Raw genomic sequence first — 26503 nt, 5'->3', positions numbered from 1 at the left:
GGGTCCGCCGCGCAGCGGCGGTTCGCGGCCGGGTCGCCGGCCAGGCGCCGCCGCGTAGGCGACGAAGGAGCAAGCGGCGGTGCCTGACCGGCGGCCCGTGGTGGCCGCGAACTCGAGCGCGCCAGCGCTCCAAAAACACAGGAGCAACTGTGCGTGACATGGTCGAAATCGGTATGGGACGGGTCGCTCGTCGGACCTATGAGCTCGACGACGTCGATATCGTGCCCTCGCGGCGGACGCGCTCGTCGAAGCTGGTCTCGCTGGCGTGGCAGCTCGATGCCTACCGTTTCGAGATCCCGGTGCTCGCGCACCCCACCGACGCGCTGGTCTCGCCCGAGTTCGCGATCGAGCTCGGGCGCCAGGGTGGCCTCGGTGTGATCAACGGTGAAGGTCTCTGGGCCCGCCACGCCGACGTGCAGGCCAAGATCGACCAGCTGCTCGATCTGGTCGACAAGGGGGGTTACGAAAAGGCCATCTCGCTGCTGCAGGAACTGCACGCCGCGCCGATGCAGCCCGACCTGCTGGCCGCCGCTGTCGCGCAGGTCCGGGCGGCCGGGGTGACCACCTCGGTGCGCGTGAGCCCGCAGAACGCCCGCGCGCTGACCCCGGCGCTGCTCCAGGCCGGTATCGACCTGCTGGTCGTGCAGGGCACCATCATCTCCGCCGAGCACGTGGGTGGCGAGGAGCCGCTCAACCTCAAGACCTTCATCGCCGAGCTGGATGTGCCGGTCGTGGCCGGTGGCGTGAGCGATCACCGCACCGCGCTGCACCTGATGCGCACCGGCGCGGCGGGCGTCATCGTCGGCTACGGCTCGTTCCCGGGCGCCACCACCACCGGCGAGGTGCTCGGCATCGGCGTGCCGATGGCGACCGCGATCGCCGACGCGGCCGCGGCCCGTCGCGATTACCTCGACGAGACCGGCGGCCGGTACGTGCACGTCATCGCCGACGGTGACGTGGCCACCTCGGGTCAGCTGGCCAAGGCCATCGCCTGTGGCGCCGATGCTGTGATGCTCGGTGTGCCGCTGTCGGCGTCGGCGGAGGCGCCCGGTCGCGGGTGGTACTGGCCCTCGGCGACCGCGCACCCCTCGGTGCCGCGCGGTTCGTTCCTGCCGGTCGACGAGGCCTGGCTGGACGGCCCCGACGGCGCGGCGGCCCGTCCGAGCCTCGAGCGCGTGCTCTACGGCCCCTCCGACGACCCGTTCGGCTCGCTGAACCTGGTCGGTGGCCTTCGCCGTTCGATGGCCAAGGCCGGCTACTCCGACCTCAAGGAATTCCAGAAGGTCGGGCTCAGCGTCCGCTGACAGGCCGCCCGCGCTGACGAACGTGGGTCAGTGAGACCCGATCCCGCAGGAACCGGGAGATCGCGGTATTGACCGGTTCCGGGTGCGTCATCGTGACGGCGAGACGGGCGCCATCGATCTCCACGAAGGTGGAGGCGGTGAGCCCGTCCGCCAGCGTGCGGGCCCGGTCGCCCGCGATGCCGCTCTGCGTGGCGTGGATGATCAGTGCCGGGCAGGTGATCTCGCGTAGTCGGTCGAGTACCGAGTCGCGTCCGAGTAGGCAGCCGACGGCGGCGTCGAGCCCGCTGTGGGCGTCGCCGACCCAGCGGCGGGTCCAGATGTCGCGGTACCAGGTGTCGTCGCCGATGAGCCAGTCGGCCAGTCGGCCCGCGGCTTCCTCGCGGGAGCTGCGGTCGTGCCACTCGTCGAGGAATCGCTGGGTGGCGGTCGACTGGTCGAGGGTCGGCCCGTGCGCCTCGGTGCTGATCAAGATCAGCGCGGCGACCCGTTCGGGTGCGACCAACGCGGTCCGCAATGCTGTGAAGCCCCCTTGCGCCGTCCCGCCGACGATCGCGCGTTCGACGCCGATCGAGTCGAGCACTGTCAGCGCGTCCCTGGCCGCGGTCCAGTAGGTGAAGGGCAACCGCTGGTCTCTGGTGCGGCCGTGACCGCGCGCGTCCCAGGCGACGATCCGGAATTCGGGTGCGAGCGCGGCCTGCTGCGAGGCGAACATCGTGCGATCCATGAAGAATTCGTGGGCGAGCAGCACCACCGGACCGGTGCCACCGCTGTCCTCGTAGTAGATGTCGGCATCGATCGCGCGGGCGAATGGCACGAGCACGAGGATAGCCAGAGCCGCCGCGCCACGCCCAAGAATGGGGGCGCGTCGTGCACAGTCACTACGGCGAGTCCGGCCTCCGGCGATGCCCGCTGCTTGCTCGTCGCACCCCGTCACTAAACTGTGGCGGTGGCAGATACTCAGAGACCGGTCCTCGTCGTCGACTTCGGCGCGCAGTACGCCCAGCTGATCGCCCGACGGGTGCGTGAGTCACGGGTGTTCTCCGAGGTGATTCCTCACACGATGACCGTGGAAGAGATCGCCGACAAGCAGCCGCTGGCCGTGATCCTGTCCGGTGGTCCGTCGAGTGTGTATGCCGAGGGCGCACCGCAACTCGACGCGCGGCTGTTCGATCTCGGCGTGCCCGTGTTCGGCATCTGCTACGGCTTCCAGGCCATGGCACAGGCGCTCGGCGGCACCGTGTCGGAAACCGGCACCCGCGAATACGGTCGCACCGAGCTGAACATCGACGGCGGTGTGCTGCACGGCGGCCTGCCGACCATCCAGCCGGTGTGGATGTCGCACGGTGACGCGGTGACCGACGCCCCCGAGGGCTTCGAGGTCACCGGTACCACCGCGGGCGCCCCCGTGGCCGCGTTCGAGGACCGTGCGCGGCGCCTGGCCGGCGTGCAGTATCACCCCGAGGTGCTGCACTCCCCGCACGGCCAGCAGGTGCTCAGCCGCTTCCTGCACGAGCTCGCGGGCATCCCCGCGCAGTGGACCCCGGCCAATATCGCCGAGTCGCTGATCGAGAGCGTGCGCGAGCAGATCGGTGACGGGCACGCCATCTGTGGCCTGTCCGGCGGTGTCGACTCCGCCGTGGCGGCCGCGCTGGTGCAGCGCGCGATCGGCGACCGGCTCACCTGTGTGTTCGTCGACCACGGTCTGCTGCGGGCCGGCGAGCGCGAGCAGGTCCAGCAGGACTTCGTCGCCGCGACCGGTGCCAAGCTGGTGACCGTCGACGCGGTGGACAAGTTCCTCGGCGAGCTGAAGGGCGTCTCCGATCCCGAGGAGAAGCGCAAGATCATCGGCCGCGAGTTCATCCGCTCCTTCGAGGACGCGGTCGCGGGCATCGTGCTCGAGGAGGGCGCTGCCGCGGGCGCCGCACCGAAGGTCGAATTTCTGGTCCAGGGCACCCTGTACCCGGACGTCGTCGAATCCGGCGGCGGCACCGGCACCGCGAACATCAAGAGCCACCACAATGTCGGTGGCCTGCCCGACGACCTCGAGTTCGATCTGGTCGAGCCGCTGCGCCTGCTGTTCAAGGACGAGGTCCGCGCGGTCGGCCGCGAACTCGGGCTGCCCGAGGAAATCGTTGCCCGCCAGCCGTTCCCGGGCCCCGGCCTCGCGATCCGCATCGTCGGCGAGGTGACCGCCGACCGGCTCGATCTGCTCCGCCAGGCCGACGCCATCGCTCGCGAGGAGCTCACCGCGGCCGGCCTGGACAAGCAGATCTGGCAGTGCCCGGTCGTGCTGCTGGCCGACGTGCGTTCGGTCGGTGTGCAGGGCGACGGCCGCACCTACGGTCACCCGATCGTGCTGCGTCCGGTGTCGAGCGAGGACGCGATGACCGCGGACTGGACCCGGCTGCCCTACGACGTGCTGGAACGGATCTCGACGCGCATCACCAACGAGGTGGCCGAGGTCAACCGCGTGGTCCTCGACGTGACGAGCAAGCCGCCGGGCACCATCGAGTGGGAGTGAACTAGGCCGGCCGCGGCGGCGCCGCCTGGGTGAGCAGGAGCCTGCCCAGGAGGAAGCCGCCGGCGTGCGGCCGGTGGGTGACCGGCGGCAGGACCTTCGCCAGTGGGGTTTGCGGTCTCTTCTCGGATTCGTCCATTGCCCTTGTCTTTCAACTGGTCCCGTCAACAGCAATGGCCCGTCGTGATGACGGGCCATTGCTGTTGCCTGAGTTGTCTTCGGTCAGTGGTGTTTACGGCTGGGGGTCAGCGTGAGCAGCAGGCCGATGACGATGGCCGCGATCACCACGCCCCAGCCGATGGGCAGGATCCCGCCGTCGTCGGGGGTGGGTGCGCCCAGCAGTGCCCAGACGCTCACGGCCAGTGCGATCAGGCCGATGGTCAGCAGGGTGAAGGCGGGTCGGCGGGCGGGCTCGGTGCCGGTCGGATCAGCCACGGGTCACCACCGCGTCACCCAGGTGCATCTTGACGTGCAGGTCGAGGACCGGTGCGCCGGGGGTGTTCGGCCCGCTCAGTCCGTCTTTGCAGGTCGAGTTGGAATCGGCCACTCGGATGTCACACGTCGTGTTCACCGTCATCCCTTCGGGCAGTTGCACTTTCGCGTCACCGATGTTCACCGCGACTTCGACGCTGCGTGACTCGGTGAGGTTCAGTCCGCGCAGGTCCAGCGTGCCCGAACCGATGTCGAGGGCGTAGCGGGGCTGCAACTCGGTGACCGAGGTCGGCGCCCAGACACGGTCGCCGACGGCGGTTTCGCTGAAGTCGATCGGCCCGATCAGGGAGGCCAGCACCACGAACCCGGCCAGCGGGGCGGTGAGGATCAGCAGCCCGTACCCGCGCCGCAGGAACGCGCCGACGACGAGGCCGAGTCCGACTACGGCCAAGGCGAAGGCCGCGATCCGTGCGGGGGTCATCCATTCGACGCCCGATGCGGCTGCCGCACCCGCCAGCGCCGCGGCCAGGATCGCCAGGCCGATGGTGACCGGGGTCAGCCGGGAGCGTGGACGTTTCGGCGCCGGTGGCGCGACCGGTGCGTAGCGGGGTGCCGCTTCCGGGAGTTCCCAGGCGAGGGGGGCGACAGCGAGCGGGTCCCAGCCGTTGGGCACCTGCGCGTTGATCCGCGGGGGCTCGGGTGCGGGAGAGATGGTTCCGGGGACGTCCTTGCGCAGGACGGCGGTGGCGCCGGTTTCGTTCGCCTGTGGTTGTTCGGCGGGCCGCATGCTCTCGTCGGTGCCGGCCGGCTCGACGACCTCGGTTGTCGGGCTGTCCGCCCGCTTGTCGAGATCGACGGGTGGAACCGAATCGGCCGCCTGCTCGCTCGTATCCGACACGGCGTGCGGAGTCGACGCGTCCACGGCGACCTCGCGGTTGTCCGGATCCTCGTGTCCGGGTTCGCTGGAGGCCGGTGTCACGGTGATCCGGGTGGTCTCGACGGAATCCACAGCAGCGCTGCCCGATTCGTCGATGTCCTTGTGCAGGACGACCGTGTCGGTCGCGTCGACCCGCAGCAGCGGCGCGGATTCGGCGGTGGCCGTGCGGGTTTCCTCGCGGGCGAGTGCCGGATCGGGAACGTAGGCGTCGGGGAGTTTGGTGTAGGGCGTGTACATCCCCGTCGGCGGCACCTCCGGGTTGTACGGGTAGCCGCGCACCGGGACCCCGGTCGGGTAGCCCGCGCCCGGGTAGCCCGTCGTGCCGAGCGGAGCGCGGTAGGCGTCGAATCCCGCGGGCAGCTCCGGATGACGCAGATACAGCATCCACCAGCCTGCGAGCATCAGCCCCATGCTGACCACCCCGGACCCGCCCATTCCCAGCCCGATCGGCCCCATGGTCGACACGGCGATAGCCAGCGCGACGATCAACACGATCGTCTTGGTCTGCGAATGCGAACCTCGATCGTGGGCCGACAGGGCCTGCGCCGCCGACATCTCGTTGCCCGCCGACCCCAGCACCAGCCAGGCCAGCAGGTACAGCACGATCCCGGCCCCGCCGAAGATCGTCGATACCACGAAGGCCACCCGCACGAGCACCGGATCCACCCCGTACCGCAACCCGAACCCCGCCGCCACGCCGGCGATCGGCCCTTGCCGAGGCAGCCGGACGGGCCGCGTCTGCCACATCTGGTGAACCTGGTCGGCGAAGCTCGTTCTGCTCATGCCATCCATGGTGTGCCGAGCCGCCCCCTCCGCACATCGGGGGTAACCCTGATAATTGCCCGGGTTCAGGGACAGGGGGAGCGGTAGGCGACGTTCGCGACCTGCCCGCGCCAGACGGCTTCGGTGAGTCGGCCGGTGGACGCGCAGATCCGGGCGGCGACGGTCTCGGTGTCGAGGTCCCACACACCGAGCTGGCCGTTGTCGGTGACGATCACGAGCTGTTCACCGCGTGGGTGGAGGACCACCTGCCGGTCGCGGCCGTCGGCGGGGCCGAGCGGGCCGATGTATTTGCGCGGCGTGTGGCGGTCGTCGAGATTCCACAGGCCGGTCGTGCCGTCGTCGCTCGAAATAGCCAGCTCGGTGCTGTCCGCGGATGCCGATATCCGGCTGATAGGCCCGATTTCGGTGCGGACCGCGTCGATAAGCGGGGTGAAGGTCTCCGGTGCGTCGGTATCCCACAGGCCGAAGTGATCGCCTTTGATGAGGGCGATGGTCCGGTTGTCGGGCAGGAATTGGGATGACCGTAGGCCGGTGGTGAGTTCCGCGGCGGTTTCGGCGATCAAGCGTGGGTGCGTGCGGTCGTCCAGATTCCAGATCTGGCTGAAGTAGTAATCGTCCCGGTCGCCACGAAGGTCGCCGAGGACCAGTTCGGCCAGGCTGCCATCGAGACTGAAGCCGATATTGACGATTTTCCCCACCCGTGCGGTGATCGGTAGCCCGAGGGGCTCGGGCACAGTGCGGTCGGTGACATCCCACATCTGGACCGAGTCGGTAAAGGTGAGCAGCATCCGGTTGCCTTTGACCGTCGAGTAGTTGGCCTCGCCGGTCGGCCAGCTGGGCAGTGGTCGCGGATGACGTGGATCGTCGAGGTCGTAGACGATCCGCTGCTTGCCATCCCGGTCATGCAGGCTCAGTGTGCGTCCGTCTGAACTCAGCATCGGGTTCGACAGCCCCGGTGCTCCCGATATCGTGGCCAGCCGTGCCGGGCGGCGGACATCGGTGGTATCCCAGATCACCACGTCGCCGGTCCGGGTCGGCATGGCCATCCGGTCACCGGTTCGATCGAACATCACCCCGGCGGGCATCCTGGGAATCACGTCGACCGTCGATCGGGGCAATGTCCAGGTGCGTAGCAGTCCATCGCGTCCCCCGCCGAGCAGTATCGGTTCGCCAGGGAGAAAGAGCATCGACGTCGGCCCGCCGCTGCACAGAGAAACCTGAGCCTGTGGGCAGGCTGCCGGGCTCACCGACAGGGCTGGGCCCGCTTGCACCGGCTGGGCCGGGTCGGCGATGTTCCACAGTCGTGCTGCCTTGTCGGAGCCGGTGGCGAGGAGATTTCCGTCCTGGTGGAAAGTGATCGAGGTCAGCACATCGTTATCGACTCTGGTCGGCGCACCGAAGGCGCGCGGGTGGTGTGGATCGGTGATATCCCACAGCTCGAACTGGCTCGACGGTGCGCTGCTGGTGCCCTTCGAGCCGTGCGTGCCGATGGCCAGTCGGGTGCCGTCCGGACTGAGGGCGACAGCTTGGAGGGAGTCGCTGCCCGCCGCGGCGATCGGCGATCCGATGGGACGTCCGGTCGTGGTATCCCACAACTGCACGGTGTCGGGGGCTGCACGGGCGCTATAGGTGTCGACAGTGACGGTGCCGACGACGAGTAGCGCCCCGCCGGGGCCGAATTCAGTGGTGTGGACGGTGAGGTCGCCGCGGGACAGCGGCAGCACGCCGGTGCGCGACGGACGTGTCCGGTCGCGGATATCCCAGAGGGTAAGGGTCGAGTTGTCGAGTTCGGCGAGTCGCGTTCCGCTCGGATCGACAGTGATCTTGTCGCCGCGAAGGGTGTCGAAGGTGTGGATCAGACGGGGAGACTCGGGGCGAGCGAGGTCCCACAGCTGGGTACCGGAATTGCCGAGGGTGACCGCGTCGGTGCTACCCGGGATGAATTCGAGGTGGTCGGTCCGCGTTCCGAGTGAGGTGGTGAGCCGGCGTGGCCGTGCGGGATCGCGCAGATCCCAGAAGGCGGTGTCGCCGGCGTAGTCGATCGACACCAGTAGTGCGTCGGCCGCGCGATGAGCCAGTGTGGAGACGCCGCGCTCGTGGGCGGGCACGCTGACGGCCAGGGGTGAGTCCTGGCTGTTCAACAGCTGGGTGCGCGTCGCGATGTCAGGCCGGATTCGATACGCGGCCAGCAGGAATTGCGCCGAGATCGACGGGTCGCTGCTTCTGGTCCGGTGGGCCGCGGCCACCAGTTCGGCGTAGTCGCGGTCCAGTGCCCGCTGATCGGCGAGCCTGCTGCGGTCGACGGCGATGACACCGGTGGCGAGCAGGGCGATCACGACTGCGACCGCCACGATCCGCCAGCGGCCGCCATTGCGTGCCGCTCGCCGCGAAGCTTGGAGGAAGGCGCGTACACGCGGACTGAGGGGGGCGCCGCCGGTGTGCTCGTTCGCGTTGTCGAGTCGGGTACCGCGATACAGCAGCGCCGAATCGTGTCTCGCCGACTCCCACTCGGTCGCATCGTGTTCGAGCCGCTGTCGGACCAGGTGCCCGACCCGGTCCGTATCGATCCAGCCGCGTAGCCGGGGCCACGCGGTCAGCACGATCTCATGGGAGAACTGCACCGAGCCCGCGTCGAGGGCGATCAGTCTGCTGGTCGCGAGGACTTCGAGCGCTTCCGCTGAGGCATCGGGATCGCCGCTGCGGCCGAGTAATTCGGCACGGTCTACCGTTCGCCGGGTGTCACGCCCGTCCTGTCCGACGGTGACGAGCGAGCCGAGCAACTCCTGAGCGGCGCTCTGCTGCCCCGGAGTGAGCTCGCTCCAGGCGAGTTCGGCGGTCTCGGCGACCGAGCCGGCGACACCGCCCGCTTTGCGGTAGCCGGCGACGGTGAGTTTGCGACCCTCGCGCTGCTGCCAGGTCGCGGCCATCACGTGTGAGAGCAGTGGCAGCGCCCCTGGGTCGTAGCCGTCGGCGCTGAGGCGCCCGCCGAGCCCGCGCAGTTCGGTGAGTACCAGCTCTTCCAGACCTGGCTCGAGGGTGAGCCCGGCGGCGGCCGCCGGGCCGGTGATCGCGTGCGAGACCTCGTCCATGGACATCGCGCCGAGCAGGTAGCTGTTGCGCTGCAGGCTGTTCCGCACTATCGGATAGTGCAGGCATTGTTCGTAGAAGTCGGCACGCAGTGCCAGGACGATCGTCACCGAATCGGGTAGGTCGGCGAGCGCGGACAGGAATGCCGAACGTTCGGATTCGTCCTGGCACAGGGTGAACAGTTCCTCGAACTGGTCGACGATCAGGACCCGTAGGCCGTCGGTCAGTGTCGCCGCGAGTCCGGCGGTCGGCGTCGCTCCCGGTGTCATGGTCGCGGCGGGTAGGTCGATCGTGGGTCGCAGACCCGCCGCCAGCAGCGAGGACTTGCCCGCCCCCGACGCGCCGATCAGGACGACGACGCCGGTGGTGGCGCGCACCAGGTCGACGAATTCGGTGGTGGCTTGCTCACGTCCGAAGAACAAGGTGTGCTCCTCGGGGAGATAGGCGCGCAGGCCGGGGTAGGGGCAGGCGTCGCCGTCGGTGGCGGCCGCTGTCCAGGTGACCGACTCCTGCCACAGGCGTCGCCATTCGTGCGGGTCGGCCAGGCCGCGCGGTAGGTCGCGTTGAGACTTCTCGGTCAGCTCGACGAGCGTGAGGACCACCGGCAGCAGCGATTCGAAGCGAGCGGGCACATTGCGCCCGGCCTTCCAGTCGCTGATCCGCTGCGGCGACGGCGTGCCGGCCTGGGTGCCGCGCATGCGACGCTCGGTGGCCGAGGCGACCCGGCGCAAGGTCGGATTGCCCGCCACGGCATAGAGTTCGGCGAACCGCTGCGCGAAAATCGCACGCGGCGAAGAACTCTGCGCGTCATTGATGGTCAATGAACCCCCCGTTCGATGAAAACGACCGAGGGTCATGCTATTCGGATCGACCGGGACCCGGCGACTCGCCGGGCCCCGTGCGGATCACAGGAACATGGTGTCGCCGAAGATCGAGTTCGTCGCCTTCACCTGTCCGGTGCCGGCGGTGACCGTCGCCCACGAGTAGACGTTGAGCGGTCCACCGCAGTTGCCCACCATCAGATGGAAGTCACGGTTCACCAGATAGGTGGTGCCCGAACCGAGCGACATCGATCCCACATCGATCTTCTTGATCTCGCCCGGCGCGAGCGACAGGCTCAGATCGACACCGGCCGAGATCGACGGGCCGATATCGGCGGACACATCCGGACCGGACGAGCCGAACCCGATGCCGGCTTCCGCGCCGACCGAGACGCCACCGTCGAGCCCGACCGACAGCGTCAGGTCCACCGCGCAGGCGACGAGATAGCCGGAGGTGACCTCACCGGTCGCGCCGAGCGGTGCGGTGACGTAGGCGGTGTTGTCGAGGAACACCTCGCGATTGGTCGGCATCGCGTTGAGCGGCGGGACCAGCCGGTAGGACTCCTCGGTATGGCCGAGGGTGAGTTCGAAGCCGGCGGGCCCGTGATAGGTCGTCTCGTGTGGTGCCATCGGTGTAGCCGATGCGATCGGTGTCATCCCGAGGGTGCTCAGTCCGATAGCGGCGGCACCCAGCACGGTGGTGATGATGTTCACTTGTTCCTCCCCTGAAGCGGCGGCCGCAGTTCCGGCCTGCCATCAACGTAGGAAGAGCCTGTGCGGCCGGGCTTTCGGCGCGACCGCGCATCGGCTTAAAAGACCTGCTGAGGACCCTGGGTTCAGGTTTCCGGTCCGGCGGTCCGGCACCGGCGTCGCGGTCCGGCACCGGATCGGACATATACCCAGGTAGAGCGTAATTTCTGTCCGGACCGGACAGCTCGCCGCGCAGGTCAGCGGCAGATCGCCGACATCGGGGACGAGATCAGGGACTTTCCTGATGTCGACACCCCGTCGCGCGTGCCAGTATCGAGAGCATGGATCCGTCTGTTTCCGCCCGCACTGCCGCCCAGGGGTCCGCGACCCCGTCCGGGCCCGGCGCCGCCGCCGGGAACAACGCCACCCACGGGCCTTCCGACGGCCCGGGCGCAGCAGCGAATCCGCGGTTCGGTTGGCACCGGCCGCGTGGTTTCGTAGAGCGCTCGTTCGGGGGTGAGCCGGTGGTCTATGGGCCGCCGCAGCACTACGCGCCGCCGCCGCAGTATCGGAGCGCGCCGGGTTACGCCCAGTATCCGCAGGGTTATGGCGTGCCGCGCGGCTATCGGCCCATGCTGCCCGTCCCCGGCCCCGAGCCGGTGGGTGCGCCGATGCCGGAGACCCCGCGCCTGGTCCGTCGCAGTGGTGGGCGGGTGGTGGGTGGAGTCGCGGGTGGTCTGGCCGACCATCTCGGTGTCGACGTGATCAAGGTGCGGCTGGCGTTCGTCTTGCTGTCCGCGCTGGTCGGCGCGGGACTGGTGGCGTACGGGCTGCTGTGGATCTTCACTCCCGGTGGCGCGGACGCGGCGAAACCGACCGGTGACGAGCGCAGGCAGGCGATCGGGCTCGCCCTGCTCGGGCTCGGACTCGCGGTGACGGTGGGGTGGTTGTTCCAGGGGACCGCGGCGAAGGTGATCGCGCCGATCGTGGTGGTGGCGGTCGGCGCCGCGCTGGTGTGGCGCGAATACGATGTCGCCGCGCCTGGGCCGCGGGCCCTGTTCGGGCTGCCCGCGCGACCCTCGGTGGTCACCTGGTCGCGCATCGTGGCCGGGGCGACGCTGATCGTGGTCGGGCTCGGTGTGGTGGTGCTGGCCAGGATCGATCTCAGTTCGCTCGGGTCGGCGCTGATCGCGGTGGCGGTCACCCTGGTCGGCGCGGGTCTGCTGACGGTGCCGCTGTGGCTGCGCATGGTCCGCGCGCTCAATGCCGAGCGCGGCGCCCGCATCCGCAACGAGGAACGCGAGGAGATCGCCTCGCACCTGCACGATTCGGTATTGCAGACGCTCGCGCTGATCCAGCGCCAGGCCGAGGATCCGCAGGAGGTGCTTCGCCTGGCCCGCAGTCAGGAGCGTGAACTGCGCAAGTGGCTCTTCGACGACACCGCACCCGCCCAGTCGAGCCTGGCCACCGCGCTGCGCACCATCGCGGGCGAGGTGGAGGACCAGCACGGTGTGAAGGTCACCCCGGTCACCGTCGGCGATGTGGCGATGGACCCCGGCGACACCGGCGCGGGCCTGCCCAAGGAGCATTTCACCGCCCTGCTCGGCGCCACCCGTGAGGCGCTGGTCAACGCCGCCAAGCACGCCGAGGTCCCCGAGATCGACCTGTTCGCCGAGACCGAACCTCACCAGGTGAGCATCTTCGTGCGCGACCGTGGCGCCGGTTTCGACGTGTCGGCGGTGCCTGCCGATCGGCGCGGGGTGGCCAAGTCGATCTGTGCCAGAATCGAGCGCCGTGGCGGTACCGCCGTGATCGACTCGACCCTCGGGCGTGGCACGGAGGTGCGTATCGTCATGCCGCGCACCGACTCCGGGACCTCCGAGCCGGACGAGGTCGCGAGCGACGACGCGCCGACCACCGCAGGCCCGGATGGCCACGCGCCGACGCGGGATCATCCGGCCGATCACTGAGCGCGATCGCACCGACCCGGGCCGATCTCGGCGCCCGGACGCCGCGGTGTGGTACCGATGACAGCAGGTCGATCGAGCGGTTCGAATGAGGAGTCTGGTAGTGAGTGTGCGGGTGTTCCTGGTCGACGATCACGCGGTTTTCCGGTCGGGGGTGCGGGCCGAGCTGAGCCGGGAGACCGACATGGAGGTCGTCGGTGAGGCCGGGGCGGTGGCCGAGGCGATCGCCGGGATCGATGCCACGAAGCCGGACGTGGTGCTGCTCGACGTCCACATGCCCGACGGTGGTGGAGTGGCGGTGCTGAGCGGGATCGCCACGGGGCCGGTGTGTTTGGCGTTGAGTGTGTCCGACGCGGCCGAGGATGTGATCGCGGTGATCCGGGCGGGGGCGCGCGGGTACGTCACCAAGACGATTTCCGGTGCCGAGCTGGCCGACGGTATCCGCCGGGTCGCGGGTGGGGACGCGGTGTTCAGTCCGCGGTTGGCCGGGTTCGTGCTCGATTCGTTCACCGGGCGCTCGCCGGTCCCCGAGCCGCCGCTCGATCCCGAATTGGATTCGCTCACCCCGCGCGAGCTGGAGGTGCTGCGCTTGCTGGCGCGTGGATACACCTATCGGGAGATCGCCGAATCCTTGTTCATCTCGGTGAAGACCGTGGAGACGCACGCGTCGAATGTGCTTCGTAAGACGCAACAGTCGAACCGGAACGCGCTGACTCGATGGGCGCATCGACGCCGCATCGAGTGAAGCTCGGCTCTACATCACGGCGATGATGATCGCGATCAGGATGATCAGGCCGATCAGCACGCCCGCGCCGATGGCGAGGGGGGCGCCGTTGGGGAGGTTGTCGACGAAGCTGCCGGTGCGCTGCTGGGGTGCGGCGGCGGTGGCGCCCACCGGCGCGCGGTGCGGGCGCGGGAGGGGGGAGGAATTGTGGCTACGCAGGCCGCTGGCGGAGTTACGGGTGGACCAGGCCGGGATGGTGCCGTCCTCGGTGCGCAGCGGCACACCGAGGATGTAGGCGCCGGTGCCGGGTCCGAAGGCGGCGGTGAGGATTTCGTCGCGGGCCTCGGCCATGGTGGGGCGGCGCTGCGGCGCGGGCTCGAGCATGTGCAGCAGCGGCTGGGTGAGGATGCCGCTGCGGGTGGGCGGGATGATCCGGCCCATCGCGGCCGCGGCGACGACGTCGTGCTCGTCGGAGTCGAAACCGAACGGCGGCTGGCCTTCGAGTGCGGTGTAGAGGGTGGCGCCGAGGGAGAACACGTCGCTGGCCTCGGTGGGCCGGGCGCCGCGCGCGACCTCGGGCGGCAGGTAGGCGGGGGTGCCGGTGATCACACCGTCGGGTTCGTCACCCTGGGTGTCGCCGGCGCCGCGCGAGATGCCGAAGTCGCTGAGTTTGGCCAGGCCCACACTGTTGCCGCGGTCGGCGACGAGGATGTTGCCCGGCTTGATATCGCGGTGCACGATGCCCGCGGCGTGCGCGGCGGCCAGCGCGTCGGCGACCTGCGCGCCGATCTGGGCGACCTCGACCGCGGGCAGCGTGTCGACCAGCGCGAGCGCCTTGGCCACGCTGCGCGAGGGTAAGTACTCCATGACGAGCCACGGCTCGCCCGCCTCGATCACCACGTCGTGCACGGCCACGGCGTGGATGTGCGACAGCTTGGCGGCCACTCGGCCCTCGTGCACGATGCTGCTGCGGATTCGCTCGGCCTCGGCCGCGCTCAGTCCCGCGGTGGACAGCACCTGCTTGATCGCGACTTCCCGGTTCAGCAACCGATCGGTCGCGAGCCAGACCGCACCCATGCCACCCCCGCCCAGCTTGGACTGCAGGCGGTAGCGACCCGCGACCAGGTAGTCGGGGCCGATATGGGGACGAGCACGTTCGGTCACGGGTGCGAGGGTAGCCGAATATGGCGCTGACTGGCCGGGATCTCCGGGGTGCTGCGCGGTGGACACGGGGTGGGGGTGGGTGTCACGCTGGTCGCTATCGAACGTATATTCGAATACGATCGATAGCTGAAACGGTGCTGCCGTTTCGGCGCAGGGCGGTTTTCCGCTCGCGGGTCCATCGTGGAAGTAGGTGGTGTTGATGGGTTCGGAAGCGTTGTCGCCCGATGCGGGCATGATCGACGAGCTGCGCAGGCGGATGGCCGCGGTCCCGGGCCGTGGTGAGTCCGCGACCGGGCATATGCCACGTGAGCAGCCACTACGCCGAGATCTGCTGCCTGTTCCGCCCCCACTCGCCGATCTGTTGCCCGATGGTGGGCTGCCGAAAGGCGCGGTCGTCGCCTACACCGGCGCACACTCCCTGCTGACGGGAATGCTCGCCGCCGTTACCGGGAGCGGCGGCCACGCCGCGGTCGTCGGCCTGCCCCGGCTCGGTTTGCTGGCCGCTGCCGAGATGGGTGCCGAGCTGTCCCGGTTGGCGGTGATCACCGACCCCGGCCCCGACCCCGCCGAAGTGGCCGCGGTCCTGCTCGATGGCCTCGACCTGGTAGTCCTCGGCCTCGGCGGCCTCGCTGTTCCTCCGTCGCGTTGCCGCGTCCTCGCCGCCCGCGCCCGCAATCGCGGTGCCACCCTGGTGGTCGCGGGCGAATGGGCCAACCCGACTCTGCGCCTGGACTCCCGCGTCACCGGGTACCGCGGCCTCGGCCCCGGTCGCGGCCGCTTGCGCTCGGTCTGCCTCGACGTGCGCGTGAGCGCCAAGGCCGGCCAGACCCGCCACGGCCGTATGGACCTGTGCGCCCAGGTCGGCCGCACCGAATGGCTGCCCCGCGAAACCGTCAGCGGTGCACCGGAAGTCACCGCGCTGCACGAGGCCGTCTCATGACCGCCGGGCCGTTGTCAGGTTCCGGCCGATGGGCATGAGGAGACCCACCGACTGTCCGGCGGCCGCCCGGACGATCGCCGCGGGTCTCCCGTTCGTTCCCGAGTCGCTCTCGGCACACCGTTGCGGTTACCGATCGCCCACCGCATTCGTGGTGGGTGGCTCGTTCGGACGTGGCGTGGCGTGTGGATCGGTGGCGTCGTCGTGACGCGCGTTGAGCGGGTGCTCGCGGTGTGGTGCCTGGACTGGCCCGCGGTGGCGGCGGCCGCGGTGGAGGGGGTGTCGGCGGAGCGACCGATCGCGGTGTTGCGGGGAAGTTCGGTGGTGGCGTGTTCGGCGATCGCGCGGGCCGAGGGTGTGCGGCGGGGGATGCGACGGCGGGATGCGCAGGGATGTTGCCCGGAACTTGTTGTCGTGCAGGATGATCCGGATCGAGATGCGCGATTGTTCGAGCCGGTGGTCGGCGCTGTCGACGAGACGGTGCCGGGCGTCGAGGTGTTGCGGCCCGGGCTCATCGTGCTCGGGGCACGCGGTGCCGCACGGTATTTCGGCTCCGAGGAGGCCGCGGTGGTGCGGTTGATCGACGCGGTCGCCGTGGCGGGAGCCGAGGCGCAGATCGGGATCGCCGATGCCATGTCGACAGCGGTGATCGCGGCACGGCGCGGGGCGATCGTGGCGCCGGGGGAGGGCGCGGAGTACCTCGCTGGGCTCCCGGTCGCGGAGCTGGCGGTGGAGCCGAGCCTGGCCGCACCACAGCGCGCGGAGCTGGTCGACCTGCTGCGCCGCTTGGGTTTGCGCCGCATCGGCGACTTCGCGCGCCTTTCTCCCGCCGAAGTGGCCTCCCGATTCGGCGCCGACGCCGTGCTCGCCCATCGCACCGCCCGCGCCCTGCCGGAACGTCCACCGTCGGCGCGCCGCCCCGCTCCGGAACTGACCGTCGAGTTGGCCTGCGACCCGCCCATCGACCGGGTCGACGCGGCCGCCTTCGCGGGCAGGCAGCTGTCCACCCGGCTGCACGTGGTGCTGTCGGCGGCAGGGGTGGCGTGCACCCGGCTCGCCGTGACCGCGCGCACCGAGACGGGTGAGGAGCTCACCAGGATCTGGCGCTGTGCTCGCCCACTCACCCCCGCCGACACCGCCGACCGCGTCCGCTGGCAACTCGACGGCTGGCTCACCCACCGCGCCCGCCCCACCGGCCCGATCGTCGCGCTCACCCTGGAACCGGTCGAGGTGGTCGCCGCCGGTGCGCTGCAACTCGGTCTGTGGGGTGGTGAGGGCGAGGAGACCGAGCGCGCCCGCCGCGCCCTGGTCCGCGTGCAGGGGCTGCTCGGTGGCGAAGCGGTCCGCATCGGCGTGCTCAGCGGCGGGCGCGGGCCCGCCGAACGCATCACCATGATCGCCCTCGGTGACGAGCTGACCCCCGCCGCCGACCCCACCCAGCCCTGGCCGGGTCGTCTCCCCGAACCCGCTCCCACGCTGCTCCTGCTGCACCGCCCGGTCGTGCACCTGACCGCCGCCGACGGCGCCCCCGTCCTGGTCACCGATCGCGGCCTGTTCACCGCCGTCCCCACCCGTCTGCGCTGGGGCAGCAAGCAGTGGGCGCTGCTGGGCTGGGCGGGCCCCTGGCCGATCACCGAACGCTGGTGGTCCACGGCCGAGCCCACCTCCCTGGCCGTGCGCGTCCAAGTCCAGCTCGATGCCGACCCCACCGAGATCCGCGCCGTCCTGCTCGTCTACGACGCGATGCACTGGCACGCCGAGGGCGTCTACGAGTAGCCCACCGCCCCGGTTCTAGAGTGAAACGACGCTTGTCCGGGACGGTCCCGGAAGGCTCGGTCGTGGGAGGAGCGCTGTGAACCCGTTCGAGGGCATGCTGTGTACGGCGGCCGCTGCCGATCTTCCGCTGCTCGGTACCGCGGGACATTTCACCGGATGGCTGTGTATCGAGCATCCCGGTGCGTGGGGCGGTGATGTGATCGGTGACGAAGTGCTCGGTCCGGAGATCACCGCCGAACTCGCGGCGCGTACGTCGGCGGCGCAGGTCCGGCCGACGCTGATCCGCCGCCCCGGCCGCAACGAGTTCACCGGTACCCGCACTGTGTTGCTGGTCAGTTCGCGCCCGGAGGGCTCCTGGTGTGAGCGGTTCGAGATCACCGACTTGCGCCAGCTCTTCGACATCGACCTGCATCTCGTCGACGGTCCGGCGCCGGGAATCGGTGTGCGCGTGGACGATCCGGTGGTCCTGGTCTGCGCGCACGGCAAACGCGACCAGTGCTGCGCCCTGCTGGGCCGCCCGATCGCCGCCGCCCTCGCCGCCGACTACCCGGGCCGGGTCTGGGAGGCCTCGCACACCGGTGGTCACCGCTTCGCCCCCGCGGTCGTCCTGCTTCCCTCCGGCCTCACCTACGGCCGCGTCGACGCCATTGCCGCCAAGGCGATGCTCGCGGCGGCCGACGTCGACGAGGTCTCCCTGACCGGTCTCCGCGGCCGCAGCTGCTACCCCCCGATCTCCCAGCTCGCCGAAGTGGCCGTGCGCGAGCAGGTCCCGGCCGATGCCACCGCTCTCACCGTCCAGCCCGGCCCGGCCCCCACGCACGACCCGACCGTGGCGGGCGCCGCCATCGTCACTCACCGCGACGGCCGCCGCTGGCGCGTCACCGCCCGCACCGTCGCCGCCGCCCCGCGCCAAGCCAGCTGCGGTGCCGCCCTCAAACCGGCCACCTACTTGGAACCCGCTGCGATAGAACAACTTCCCGCGCTGTCTCGCGCGCAGTCCGAACCTCCCACGGATCGCTGACTCATCGACTGCGGACGACTCGGCTTCTGGGCAAGCTTCACAGTGGACTACTGGAACTACGGCGCGGTGGCCCTCCCGCACGTCGTCCGACGGGCTTAACGTCGACTCCATGATCGACATCCGGGAAATCGGCGAGGACGAAACCGAGCTGGCGGGCCCGGCTCTACTGGAGCTTCGCCCACGGTGGGAGACGGCATCGCGCCTGATCGAGTTCATCGATAACGAACTCCGCCCCGCGGGCTACCGTCTCATCGGGGTCTTCGAAACGGGTTCCCCCGCGGCACTATCGGTGGCAGGGTTCCGCGAATCCCACTCCACCGCCTGGGGCCACCACCTCTACATCGACGATGTCTCCACCCTTCCCGTGGCGCGCGGTCGAGGCCATGCCGACAGCCTGCTCGACTGGCTCACCGCCGAAGCTCGGCGTCTGCGGTGCACGGGGGTCCACCTGGACTCCGGCGTCGGTCCTACCCGAGCCGCCGCCCATCGTCTCTATATGCGCCGTCATCTGTCCATCACCGCCCACCACTTCACCCTCGACCTGCAGTGAATCGTGGCGGACCCGGCGGCACTGAATCCATGTGGGTGCGAGACGAACCGAGTGACTACGCGGGGGTCACCAGTGTGTGCCGGGTACCCAGCGGGCCGCGCGGCGCAGGGCGGTGCCGGTGGCTTTTCGGGCGGCGGAAGGGGTTTTCGGATCTGCCCGGGGGGCCGGTGCGGGGGCCGGGGTGTCTTCGGCCGATTCGCCCTTGGCCGCAGGGGAATCCGGCAGTGCGCGGTAGTAGCGGTGCAGGATGCGGTCGCGAAGTTTGGGGGTGATGATGCCGCCGTATTCGGCGAGGGTGCCGAGGGGAACATCGATGCGTTTGGGACGTTCGGTGAGGGCGCGCACGATCGTGCCCGCGGCCCACTCGGGGGATTCGGACGGCCCCTGGTCGCCGCTGGGGGCGATCATCGGAGTGCGCACCAACGGCATGTGGATGGTGGTGAACGTGACTCCGTCGGCGAGGGTTTCGACCGAGGCGACCTCGGTGAACTTGTCCAGGGCCGCTTTGCTGGCGAGGTAGGCGGCGAAGCGAGGGGTGGCCACCTGCACGCCGGCGCTGGAGATGTTGACGATGTGGCCGAAGCCGCGTTCGCGCATCTGTGGCAGCAGCGCGAGGGTCATCCGCAGCGCGCCGAAGTAGTTGACCGCCATGGTGCGTTCGAAGTCGTGCAGGCGATCGGTGGAGCGGTGGATGGCGCGGCGGATGGACCGGCCCGCGTTGTTGACCAGCATGTCGACGTGGCCGTGCTGGTCGAGGATCGCTTTGACGGCCGAGTCCACGGATTCGGAGTCGGTGACATCGCACGGGTAGCCGTAGGCATGCCCGCCCGCGTCGACGATCTCGGCGACCACCGCGGCCAGTTCGTCGGCGCGGCGCGCGAGCAGGAACACCACACCGCCCTTGTCGGCGACCGAGAGTGCGGCGGCCCGTCCGATCCCGGACGACGCACCGGTGATCACGACATGCCTGCCGGTGAGATCGCGCCGCTTGCGGCCCCGTTCACCTGGAGAAACCTGAGACATCACTGCTCCTTTGCAGCTCGTTGCCTCGAACTTACTCCAAAGTAAGTTCGAGGGCCAGGGTCGCCGGAAAACTCGAAAATATGTTCGAGTGGCTCTCGCTAATGTTCGAACATATGTGCGATACTGATGCACATGGCGGACGATCGGATGGCGGACATCTATGCCGCGGTGCGGCTCGGCGGTGGCGACCCTGATGCGGCGCGCGCGGCGCTGACCAGGCTGTGGAGTGAGATAGGGGAAGGCGGCGACCCGTTGCATCGCTGCGTGGTGGCGCATCACCTGGCGGATGTGCAGGAGTTGCCGGAGGGTGCCTTGTTGTGGGACCAGCGGGCGCTGGCCGCGGTGTTCGGGCCGGGCATCCCGCTCGATGAGGGGCTGCGCGGGTTCCTGCCCTCGCTGTATCTGAACCTGGCCGACAGTCATCGCCGCGTCGGTGACTTCGAGATGGCGCGGATGCAATTGGCCATCGCGCGCGGGCACCTGGATGTGCTCGCCAACGATGCCTACGGCGCGGTGATCCGCACCGGTCTGAGCCATGTGGAGGCGGCGCTGGAATCGCGGTCGATGGAGCGCTTGCCCGCGAATTGAGTAGTCCGCCAAGGGGAAAGGGTGCGTGATGCGGGGGTCGTGAGAGGAGCGGGTGCATGGGCTGGAGCAACGGTCCGCCGACCTGGTCGGAGCTGGAGCGGGTGCTCTCGGGCAAGCCGAGCGGCAGGCCTACGCAAGACTTGCACCCGGGCGACGGCGGCGACAGTCCGGCCTGGTCACGTAAACGCGGCGAGTACCACGCCGCCGAGCTCGACCGGCCGACCGGCCCGACGGTGCCCTACGCGGAGCTGCACACCCACTCCGCCTACAGCTTCCTCGACGGGGCGAGTCAGCCGGAGGAGCTGGTGGAGGAGGCGGTGCGGCTCGGTCTGGAAGCGCTCGCGCTCACCGACCACAACGGGTTCTACGGGACCGTCCGGTTCGCCGAGGCGGCCAGGGAATGGGGTATGCCAACGGTTTTCGGTGCCGAACTGTCACTGGGAACCGATGCGGAGGCGGCGCCGGGCCGAGGGGATGCGGTCCGGCGCCGTTCTGTCCCTCGGGGCGGGGTGCGTTTCATGCCGGGGCGAACGCAGGCGCGCGAAGCAGATACTGATGGGCCGAGTGGGGACACGGCTGACGGCGGTTCGGCCGAGCCGCGAAACGGGCACGCGAACGCGCCGGACTCAGTGCCGCGCACTGGATCTCCTGACCCTGACGGTCCGCATCTGCTGGTCCTCGCCAGGGGCCAGGAGGGTTATCGGCGGCTGTCGCGAGAGATGGCGGCGGCGCATATGGCCGCGGGGGAGAAGGGTGTTCTGCGATACGACCTGGACGCCCTCACCGCGGCGGCGGGCGGGCACTGGCATATCCTCACCGGCTGCCGGAAAGGTCACCTGCGCACCGCGCTCGAACACGATCTGCGCGGTGGCGATATCCGGCTGCCGAAAGCCGAAGCGGCCCTGCGGGATCTGCTCGAACGATTCGGCGCAGATCGGGTGAGTGTGGAGCTCACCCATCACGGCATCGCCACCGATGACGAGCGCAACGCGCTGCTGATCGCGCTGGCCGACCGGCTCGATGTTCCCGTACTCGCCACCACCGGTGCGCATTTCGCCTCTCCGGCGCAGCGTCGCCGGGCGATGGCGCTGGCCGCGATCCGCGCCAGGAGCAGTCTCGACGAGATGGCGGGCTGGCTCGCGCCCACCGGCGGCGCGCACCTGCGATCGGGTGCGGAGATGGCGCACCTGTTCGCCGACTACCCGCACGCGGTGGCGAACGCGGCGGTGCTGGCCCGCGAATGCGCGTTCGACCTGGGGTTGATCGCCCCGAAGCTGCCCCCGTTCGACGTGCCCGCCGACCATGACGAGAATTCGTGGCTGCGCGAGCTCGCCCTGCGTGGTGCCGCCGAGCGCTACGGGCCGCCGGCGCGGAACCCGCAGGCATACCGGCAGCTCGAGCACGAGCTCATGGTGATCGAGAAGATGGAGTTCCCCGGCTATTTCCTGGTGGTGCACGACATCGTCGAGTTCTGCAAGAACAGCGACATCCTGTGTCAGGGCAGAGGCTCGGCCGCCAACTCCGCGGTCTGCTACGCCATCGGCATCACCAATGTCGACCCCGTCGCCAACCAGCTGTTGTTCGAGCGGTTCCTCTCGCCCGAGCGCGACGGACCGCCCGATATCGATGTCGACATCGAATCCGACCGCCGCGAGGAGGCCATCCAGCACGTCTACGCCAAGTACGGTCGCGACTACGCCGCCCAGGTGGCGAATGTGATCACCTATCGCGGCAAGTCCTCGGTGCGTGATGCCGCACGCGCACTGGGCTTTTCACCGGGGCAGCAGGATGCGTGGAGTAAACAGGTGAGCCGCTGGTCCGGGGTGGCCGCCGAGACGGGCACCGATATCCCGGACGCCGTGCTCGAGCTCGCGGGCGAACTCGACGGTCTGCCACGGCATCTGGGGATCCACTCCGGCGGCATGGTGATCTGCGATCGGCCGATCGCCGACGTATGTCCGGTGGAGTGGGCGCGGATGGCCGGGCGCAGTGTGTTGCAGTGGGACAAAGACGACTGCGCCGCGGTCGGTTTGGTGAAATTCGACCTGCTCGGCCTCGGCATGCTCTCGGCGCTGCACTACATGATAGACCTGGTGCGCGAGCACAAAGGCGAGCAGGTCGAACTGCACGCGCTCGATCTCACCGAAGCCGGTGTCTACGAGATGCTCTCGCGCGCCGACTCGATCGGGGTGTTCCAGGTGGAGTCGCGCGCGCAGATGGCGACATTGCCCCGGCTGAAGCCGCGTACCTTCTACGACCTGGTGGTGGAGGTGGCGCTGATCCGGCCGGGGCCCATCCAGGGTGGTTCGGTGCACCCCTACATCCGCAGGCGCAACGGCAAGGAAGCGCCGGTCTGCGATCATCCCGCGCTGGAGAACTCGCTCGCCCGCACCCTCGGCATTCCGTTGTTCCAGGAACAGCTGATGCAGATGGCCATCGACGTGGCCGGTTTCAGTCCCGCCGAAGCCGACCAGTTGCGCCGCGCCATGGGTTCCAAACGCTCGCCGGAGAAGATGGAACAGTTGAAGGACCGCCTCTACCAGGGCATGCGGGACCTGCACGGCATCACCGGCGCTCTCGCCGACCGCATCTACGAGAAGCTCTACGCCTTCGCCAATTTCGGTTTCCCCGAGAGTCATTCGCAGAGTTTCGCCTCGATCGTGTTCTATTCGTCGTGGTTCAAGCTGCACCATCCGGCGGCGTTCTGTGCCGGGCTGTTGCGTGCGCAGCCGATGGGTTTCTACTCGCCGCAGTCGCTGGTCGCCGACGCCCGCAGGCACGGGGTGCGCGTGCACGGCCCCGACATCAACGCCAGCCGTGCCGAGCCCACCCTCGAGAACGCGGGCACCGAGATCCGGCTCGGCCTGTCGGGTGTGCGGCACATCGGCACCGACCTCGCCGAGCGCATCGTCGCCGTCCGTGCCGAACACGGCCCCTTCGCCTCGATGCTCGACCTCACCGGTCGCGTGGAACTCACTGTCGCCCAGTCGGAATCGCTCGCCACGGCGGGAGCGCTGGACGTTCTGGTCGATACCGAACCGCGCGCTGCCGGCGCTGCGACGCACGAACCGTTCACCGGCGACAGCCGGAGTTGGGCGGCAACACCTGCCGCGCGAGCTTTGGACGCGGATCATCGAGTGCTCGAACAAGGTTACGGCCCGCCGGATTCAGCTGTGCCAAAGGATTCGCGTGGCAGCAGCGTGCGCAGGGCGGCATTGTGGGCGGCGGGCGCGGCGGCTGTGGAACGTCCGGATCGCCTCCCCGGCACCGGTCCAGCCACTGTCGCCCCGGCGCTGCCCGGCATGAGCGCGCTCGAACTCGCCGCCGCCGATGTCTGGGCCACCGGCATCTCGCCGGGCTCCTATCCCACCGAATTCCTTCGCGCCCATTTGAACTCACTCGGGGTGGTGCCCGCGTGCGATCTGTTGCTCGTCGAGGACGGCGCCCGCATCCTGGTGGCGGGCGCCGTCACCCACCGCCAGCGCCCCGCCACCGCCGCGGGCGTCACCTTCCTCAACCTCGAAGACGAGACCGGCATGGTCAACGTCGTCTGCTCGGTCGGCCTGTGGACCCGCTACCGCCGCCTCGCCCAGAACGCCACCGCCCTGCTCATCCGCGGCCGCATCCAGAACGCCGAGGGCGCGGCCAGTGTCGTCGCCGACCACCTCGAACACCTGGACCTGACCATCGTCGCCCGCTCCCGCGACTTCCGCTGAGATTTTGGAGCGCTGGCGCGCTCGAGCGGGGCCCTGGAGGCCCCGATCTTCCCTCCCTCCGGGTACTCCTTCGTCGCACCCTCCGGTCAGTCCAGATCGGGGCGGGCCCCTTTGGGTAGAGACATACAGGAGTTACCCAGCCAAGGGTGTGCACGCATGGGGTGATGTGTCCGCCTAGTTGAACGCCAGCCGGGGTCCGCTGACGCACTACGCTGCGAACATGCGCAAGCTTGCCGTGGTGATGATCGCGTTGCTCGGACTCGTGTTCCTGGTGGGGTGCGGCGACGACGACAGCGAGGACCGTGCCGGTAAGGCGTCCTCGCCCACTGTCATGGGCGGGCCCGCTCCCGCGGTGACGCCCGGTTTCCGGGAGGGCGCCCCGCAGCAGGACAGCCCGGCGCCGACGGATCAGTCGAACCGGAAAGAGGTGATCACCGGGTCGGTGGATGTCACCTCGGGGGACCCGATCGCCGCCGCCGCGACCGTCACCGAGCAGGTCCGCGCCGTCGACGGCCGGATCGACAGCCGCACCGAACAGCCCGGCACCGACAAGCGTGCCGCTCGGGCCGTGCTCAGTGTGCGGGTGCCCGCCGACAAGACCGACGCCTTCATCACCGGGCTCGGTGGGGTGGGCTCGGTGACCCGGGTGAGCACCAACCGCGACGATGTCACCATGCAGTGGCAGGACCTCGACGCCCGCATCCGCGCCCTGCAAGCCTCCGTCGACCGGCTCAAAGCGCTGATCACGAGCGCCACCAACACCGCCGACCTGATCGCCGCGGAGGAGGCACTGTCGAGCAGGCAGGGCGAACTCGACAGCCTCACCGCGCAGAAACGCAGCCTCGACGATCAGGTCGCGCTGTCGACGCTCACCATCACCCTCACCGCCGACGACAAGAACGCACCCGGCGACCCGGACAACTTCTGGGACGGCATCGTCTCGGGCTGGCACTCGCTGATCGACTGGTTGCAGGACGCGATCGTCTTCGTCGGCAAGGCCGTACCGTGGCTGGGCTTCCTCGCGGTGATCGGCGGATTGCTGTATGCCGCACTGCGATTGCTGCGCAGGCGCCGTCGCACCGCAGCGTACGTGTCCACCGCTCCCGCACCCGCACCGGCAGCCACCGCTCCCGCGCCTACCGCACCGGCAGCCACCGCTCCCGCGCCCACCGCACCGGCAGCCACCGCATCCGAGGCCACCGCATCCGAGGTCGGCGCATCAGGCGGGCCCGAATCGGCAGCATCCGGGAAGGAGACCCCCGGTGCCCACAGTGCGGGCGACGATCAAACCGAACAGCCGTAAAGGCCCACTCGTCGAAACCGCCGAAGACGGCACTCTCACCCTCTACGTCCGCGCCCCGGCGGTCGAGGGCAAGGCCAACAAGGCCGCGATCGAACTACTCGCCGATCATTTCGGCGTAGCCAAGTCCGCCGTTCGGCTGACCGCCGGCGCCACCTCACGGTTCAAGCGATTCGACATCGACTGAGTCAGACCGCGCCCGGAAAGCCCAGCTGCCGCCAGGCTTCGTACACCGACACCGCCGCCGCGTTCGACAGATTCATCGACCGCCGCCCCGGCAGCATCGGAATGCGCACCTGTTCGGTGATCTGCGGATCGGCCAGTACTTCCACGGGCAGACCGGTGGGCTCGGTGCCGAACAGCAGCGCGTCGTTGTCGCGATAGGCGATATCGGTGAAACGTGTGGTGGCCTGGGTGGTGAAGGCGAACACGCGGCCGGGCCGGATCGCCGCGAACGCCGTCGCCAGGTCGGGATGCACGGTCACCACCGCGAGGTCGTGGTAGTCCAGTCCGGCCCGGCGCAGCTTGGACTCCGAGAGGTCGAAGCCGAGCGGTTCGATCAGGTGTAGCGCGCAGCCGGTCCCCGCGGCCAACCGGATCGCATTGCCGGTATTGGGCGGAATCACGGGCTCGTGAAAGATCAGGTGCAGCACAGCGGACCACTCTGTCATGCGCCACCCCGTCCGCGCGCAGGCGGTATCTGGAACAATCGGGCTCGTGAACGAGGCGGAGACGACCGGCAAGCACCGGGTCGCGCGGTTGAGCGCGGGGGAGCAGTACCTGCGCAGTCATCTGCCGATGACCGTGGTGACCGCGCTGATCGTGATCGCGGTCGGCTTCGTCGCGTGGGACCGGTGGCGTCGCGGCGCGCTGATCTTCGGCAGCGCCGCCCTGGTGGCCGCCGCGTTCCGGCTGTGCCTGCCGACCGTGCAGGTGGGATTGCTCGCCGTGCGCAGCCGCCCGTTCGACGTGGCGGCGCTGACCGCGCTCGGCAGCGCCATCGTTTTCCTGGCCGCCACGATCAACACCCTCGGCGTCAGCTGAGACAGAACCGGGGGGGGGGGGGGGGGCGGGCGGGGGGGGGTGGGGGGGGTGGGGGGGTGTGGTGGGGGGATCCGGCGTTGCCGGTGCCGGGGCGGGGGGAGTTGGGGGCCGCGGTGAAGGG

21 protein-coding genes are annotated in these 26503 nt (G+C 69.6%); 13 read left to right on the top strand and 8 right to left on the bottom strand.

The genetic code is table 11. The annotated features are described in order from the left end of the window. The first annotated feature begins 149 nt into the window (after positions 1 to 149). Positions 150 to 1304: a GuaB3 family IMP dehydrogenase-related protein gene (locus tag ACFQ9R_RS34120; RefSeq protein WP_378996870.1), complete on the top strand. Its 1155-nt coding sequence runs from the start codon at positions 150 to 152 to the stop codon at positions 1302 to 1304. Here ACFQ9R_RS34120 and ACFQ9R_RS34115 read toward each other — a convergent pair. Further along, positions 1291 to 2118 carry an alpha/beta fold hydrolase gene (locus ACFQ9R_RS34115; RefSeq protein ID WP_378996868.1) on the bottom strand — a complete coding sequence of 276 codons (828 nt, stop codon included), beginning with the start codon at positions 2116 to 2118 and terminating at the stop codon, positions 1291 to 1293. The genes ACFQ9R_RS34120 and ACFQ9R_RS34115 overlap by 14 nt on opposite strands. 132 nt (positions 2119 to 2250) lie before the next feature. On the opposite strand from ACFQ9R_RS34115, the gene guaA reads away from it, so the two are divergent. After that, positions 2251 to 3825, top strand: coding sequence for a glutamine-hydrolyzing GMP synthase (gene guaA, locus ACFQ9R_RS34110; protein ID WP_378996866.1), 1575 nt, complete (start codon positions 2251 to 2253; stop codon positions 3823 to 3825). Positions 3826 to 4044: 219 nt separating this feature from the next. Here the strand turns inward: guaA and ACFQ9R_RS34105 are convergent, their stop codons facing one another. From ACFQ9R_RS34105 to ACFQ9R_RS34090, 4 genes are all read right to left on the bottom strand, one after another. Beyond that, positions 4045 to 4257, bottom strand: coding sequence for a hypothetical protein (locus tag ACFQ9R_RS34105; RefSeq protein WP_378996864.1), 213 nt, complete (start codon positions 4255 to 4257; stop codon positions 4045 to 4047). After that, positions 4250 to 5974 (bottom strand): PspC domain-containing protein, encoded by a 1725-nt coding sequence (locus ACFQ9R_RS34100; RefSeq protein WP_378996862.1) that lies wholly within the window; start codon positions 5972 to 5974, stop codon positions 4250 to 4252. The genes ACFQ9R_RS34105 and ACFQ9R_RS34100 overlap by 8 nt, the downstream gene beginning before the upstream one ends. A 65-nt stretch (positions 5975 to 6039) precedes the next feature. Then, a complete protein-coding gene (locus tag ACFQ9R_RS34095; RefSeq protein WP_378996860.1) occupies positions 6040 to 9882 on the bottom strand; it encodes a WD40 repeat domain-containing protein in 3843 nt (1280 codons plus the stop codon). Between the two features lie 84 nt (positions 9883 to 9966). After that, the gene (locus ACFQ9R_RS34090; protein ID WP_378996858.1) at positions 9967 to 10596 is read right to left on the bottom strand and encodes an MspA family porin; all 630 of its coding nucleotides are present in this window, start codon (positions 10594 to 10596) and stop codon (positions 9967 to 9969) included. Between the two features lie 608 nt (positions 10597 to 11204). Here ACFQ9R_RS34090 and ACFQ9R_RS34085 point away from each other — a divergent pair. Both ACFQ9R_RS34085 and ACFQ9R_RS34080 read left to right on the top strand, forming a co-directional pair. After that, positions 11205 to 12542, top strand: a complete 1338-nt coding sequence (locus ACFQ9R_RS34085) for a PspC domain-containing protein (protein ID WP_378996874.1) — start codon at positions 11205 to 11207, stop codon at positions 12540 to 12542. Between the two features lie 106 nt (positions 12543 to 12648). Beyond that, on the top strand, positions 12649 to 13284 hold the full coding sequence (locus tag ACFQ9R_RS34080; RefSeq protein WP_378662632.1) for a response regulator: 636 nt from the start codon (positions 12649 to 12651) through the stop codon (positions 13282 to 13284). A 9-nt stretch (positions 13285 to 13293) separates the two neighbouring features. Here ACFQ9R_RS34080 and ACFQ9R_RS34075 read toward each other — a convergent pair whose 3' ends face one another. Then, positions 13294 to 14427, bottom strand: a complete 1134-nt coding sequence (locus ACFQ9R_RS34075) for a serine/threonine-protein kinase (RefSeq protein ID WP_378996856.1) — start codon at positions 14425 to 14427, stop codon at positions 13294 to 13296. A 199-nt stretch (positions 14428 to 14626) separates the two neighbouring features. Here ACFQ9R_RS34075 and ACFQ9R_RS34070 point away from each other — a divergent pair, with 199 nt between their 5' ends. The 4 genes from ACFQ9R_RS34070 to ACFQ9R_RS34055 all read left to right on the top strand — a co-directional run bounded on the left by ACFQ9R_RS34070 (position 14627) and on the right by ACFQ9R_RS34055 (position 18711). Further along, positions 14627 to 15367, top strand: a complete 741-nt coding sequence (locus ACFQ9R_RS34070) for a hypothetical protein (protein WP_378996854.1) — start codon at positions 14627 to 14629, stop codon at positions 15365 to 15367. 201 nt (positions 15368 to 15568) lie between these two features. Continuing rightward, on the top strand, positions 15569 to 17140 hold the full coding sequence (locus ACFQ9R_RS34065; protein ID WP_378996851.1) for a DNA polymerase Y family protein: 1572 nt from the start codon (positions 15569 to 15571) through the stop codon (positions 17138 to 17140). Positions 17141 to 17234: 94 nt separating this feature from the next. Beyond that, entirely contained in the window at positions 17235 to 18161 is a 927-nt protein-coding gene (locus tag ACFQ9R_RS34060) for a sucrase ferredoxin (RefSeq protein WP_378996872.1), read from the top strand. Positions 18162 to 18270: 109 nt separating this feature from the next. Next, positions 18271 to 18711 (top strand): GNAT family N-acetyltransferase, encoded by a 441-nt coding sequence (locus tag ACFQ9R_RS34055; RefSeq protein WP_378996849.1) that lies wholly within the window; start codon positions 18271 to 18273, stop codon positions 18709 to 18711. Between the two features lie 66 nt (positions 18712 to 18777). Here the strand turns inward: ACFQ9R_RS34055 and ACFQ9R_RS34050 are convergent, their stop codons facing one another. After that, positions 18778 to 19734 (bottom strand): SDR family NAD(P)-dependent oxidoreductase, encoded by a 957-nt coding sequence (locus ACFQ9R_RS34050; protein WP_378996846.1) that lies wholly within the window; start codon positions 19732 to 19734, stop codon positions 18778 to 18780. A 132-nt stretch (positions 19735 to 19866) separates the two neighbouring features. Here ACFQ9R_RS34050 and ACFQ9R_RS34045 point away from each other — a divergent pair, with 132 nt between their 5' ends. The 4 genes from ACFQ9R_RS34045 (at position 19867) to ACFQ9R_RS34030 (ending at position 25525) form a co-directional block, all read left to right on the top strand. Beyond that, the gene (locus ACFQ9R_RS34045) at positions 19867 to 20322 is read left to right on the top strand and encodes a hypothetical protein (RefSeq protein ID WP_378635369.1); all 456 of its coding nucleotides are present in this window, start codon (positions 19867 to 19869) and stop codon (positions 20320 to 20322) included. Positions 20323 to 20378: 56 nt separating this feature from the next. Beyond that, positions 20379 to 24038 carry an error-prone DNA polymerase gene (locus tag ACFQ9R_RS34040; protein ID WP_378996844.1) on the top strand — a complete coding sequence of 1220 codons (3660 nt, stop codon included), beginning with the start codon at positions 20379 to 20381 and terminating at the stop codon, positions 24036 to 24038. Positions 24039 to 24258: 220 nt separating this feature from the next. After that, positions 24259 to 25341 (top strand): DUF4349 domain-containing protein, encoded by a 1083-nt coding sequence (locus ACFQ9R_RS34035; protein WP_378996842.1) that lies wholly within the window; start codon positions 24259 to 24261, stop codon positions 25339 to 25341. Continuing rightward, positions 25301 to 25525, top strand: coding sequence for a DUF167 domain-containing protein (locus ACFQ9R_RS34030; protein ID WP_378635378.1), 225 nt, complete (start codon positions 25301 to 25303; stop codon positions 25523 to 25525). The genes ACFQ9R_RS34035 and ACFQ9R_RS34030 overlap by 41 nt, the downstream gene beginning before the upstream one ends. A 1-nt stretch (position 25526) precedes the next feature. On the opposite strand, the gene ACFQ9R_RS34025 is transcribed toward ACFQ9R_RS34030, so the two are convergent. After that, a complete protein-coding gene (locus ACFQ9R_RS34025; protein WP_378996840.1) occupies positions 25527 to 26009 on the bottom strand; it encodes a tRNA (cytidine(34)-2'-O)-methyltransferase in 483 nt (160 codons plus the stop codon). Positions 26010 to 26055: 46 nt separating this feature from the next. Between ACFQ9R_RS34025 and ACFQ9R_RS34020 the strand changes: the two genes are divergently transcribed. Further along, complete coding sequence (locus ACFQ9R_RS34020; protein WP_235569656.1) at positions 26056 to 26382, top strand: DUF3017 domain-containing protein; 327 nt, start codon at positions 26056 to 26058, stop codon at positions 26380 to 26382. Positions 26383 to 26503: the final 121 nt, after the last annotated feature.

The sequence above is a fragment of the Nocardia sp. NPDC056541 genome, assembly GCF_042794235.1.
Taxonomy (GTDB): Bacteria; Actinomycetota; Actinomycetes; order Mycobacteriales; family Mycobacteriaceae; genus Nocardia.
Note: the sequence above shows the minus strand (reverse complement) of the source record. Positions and strands in the feature narration are given on the sequence as shown.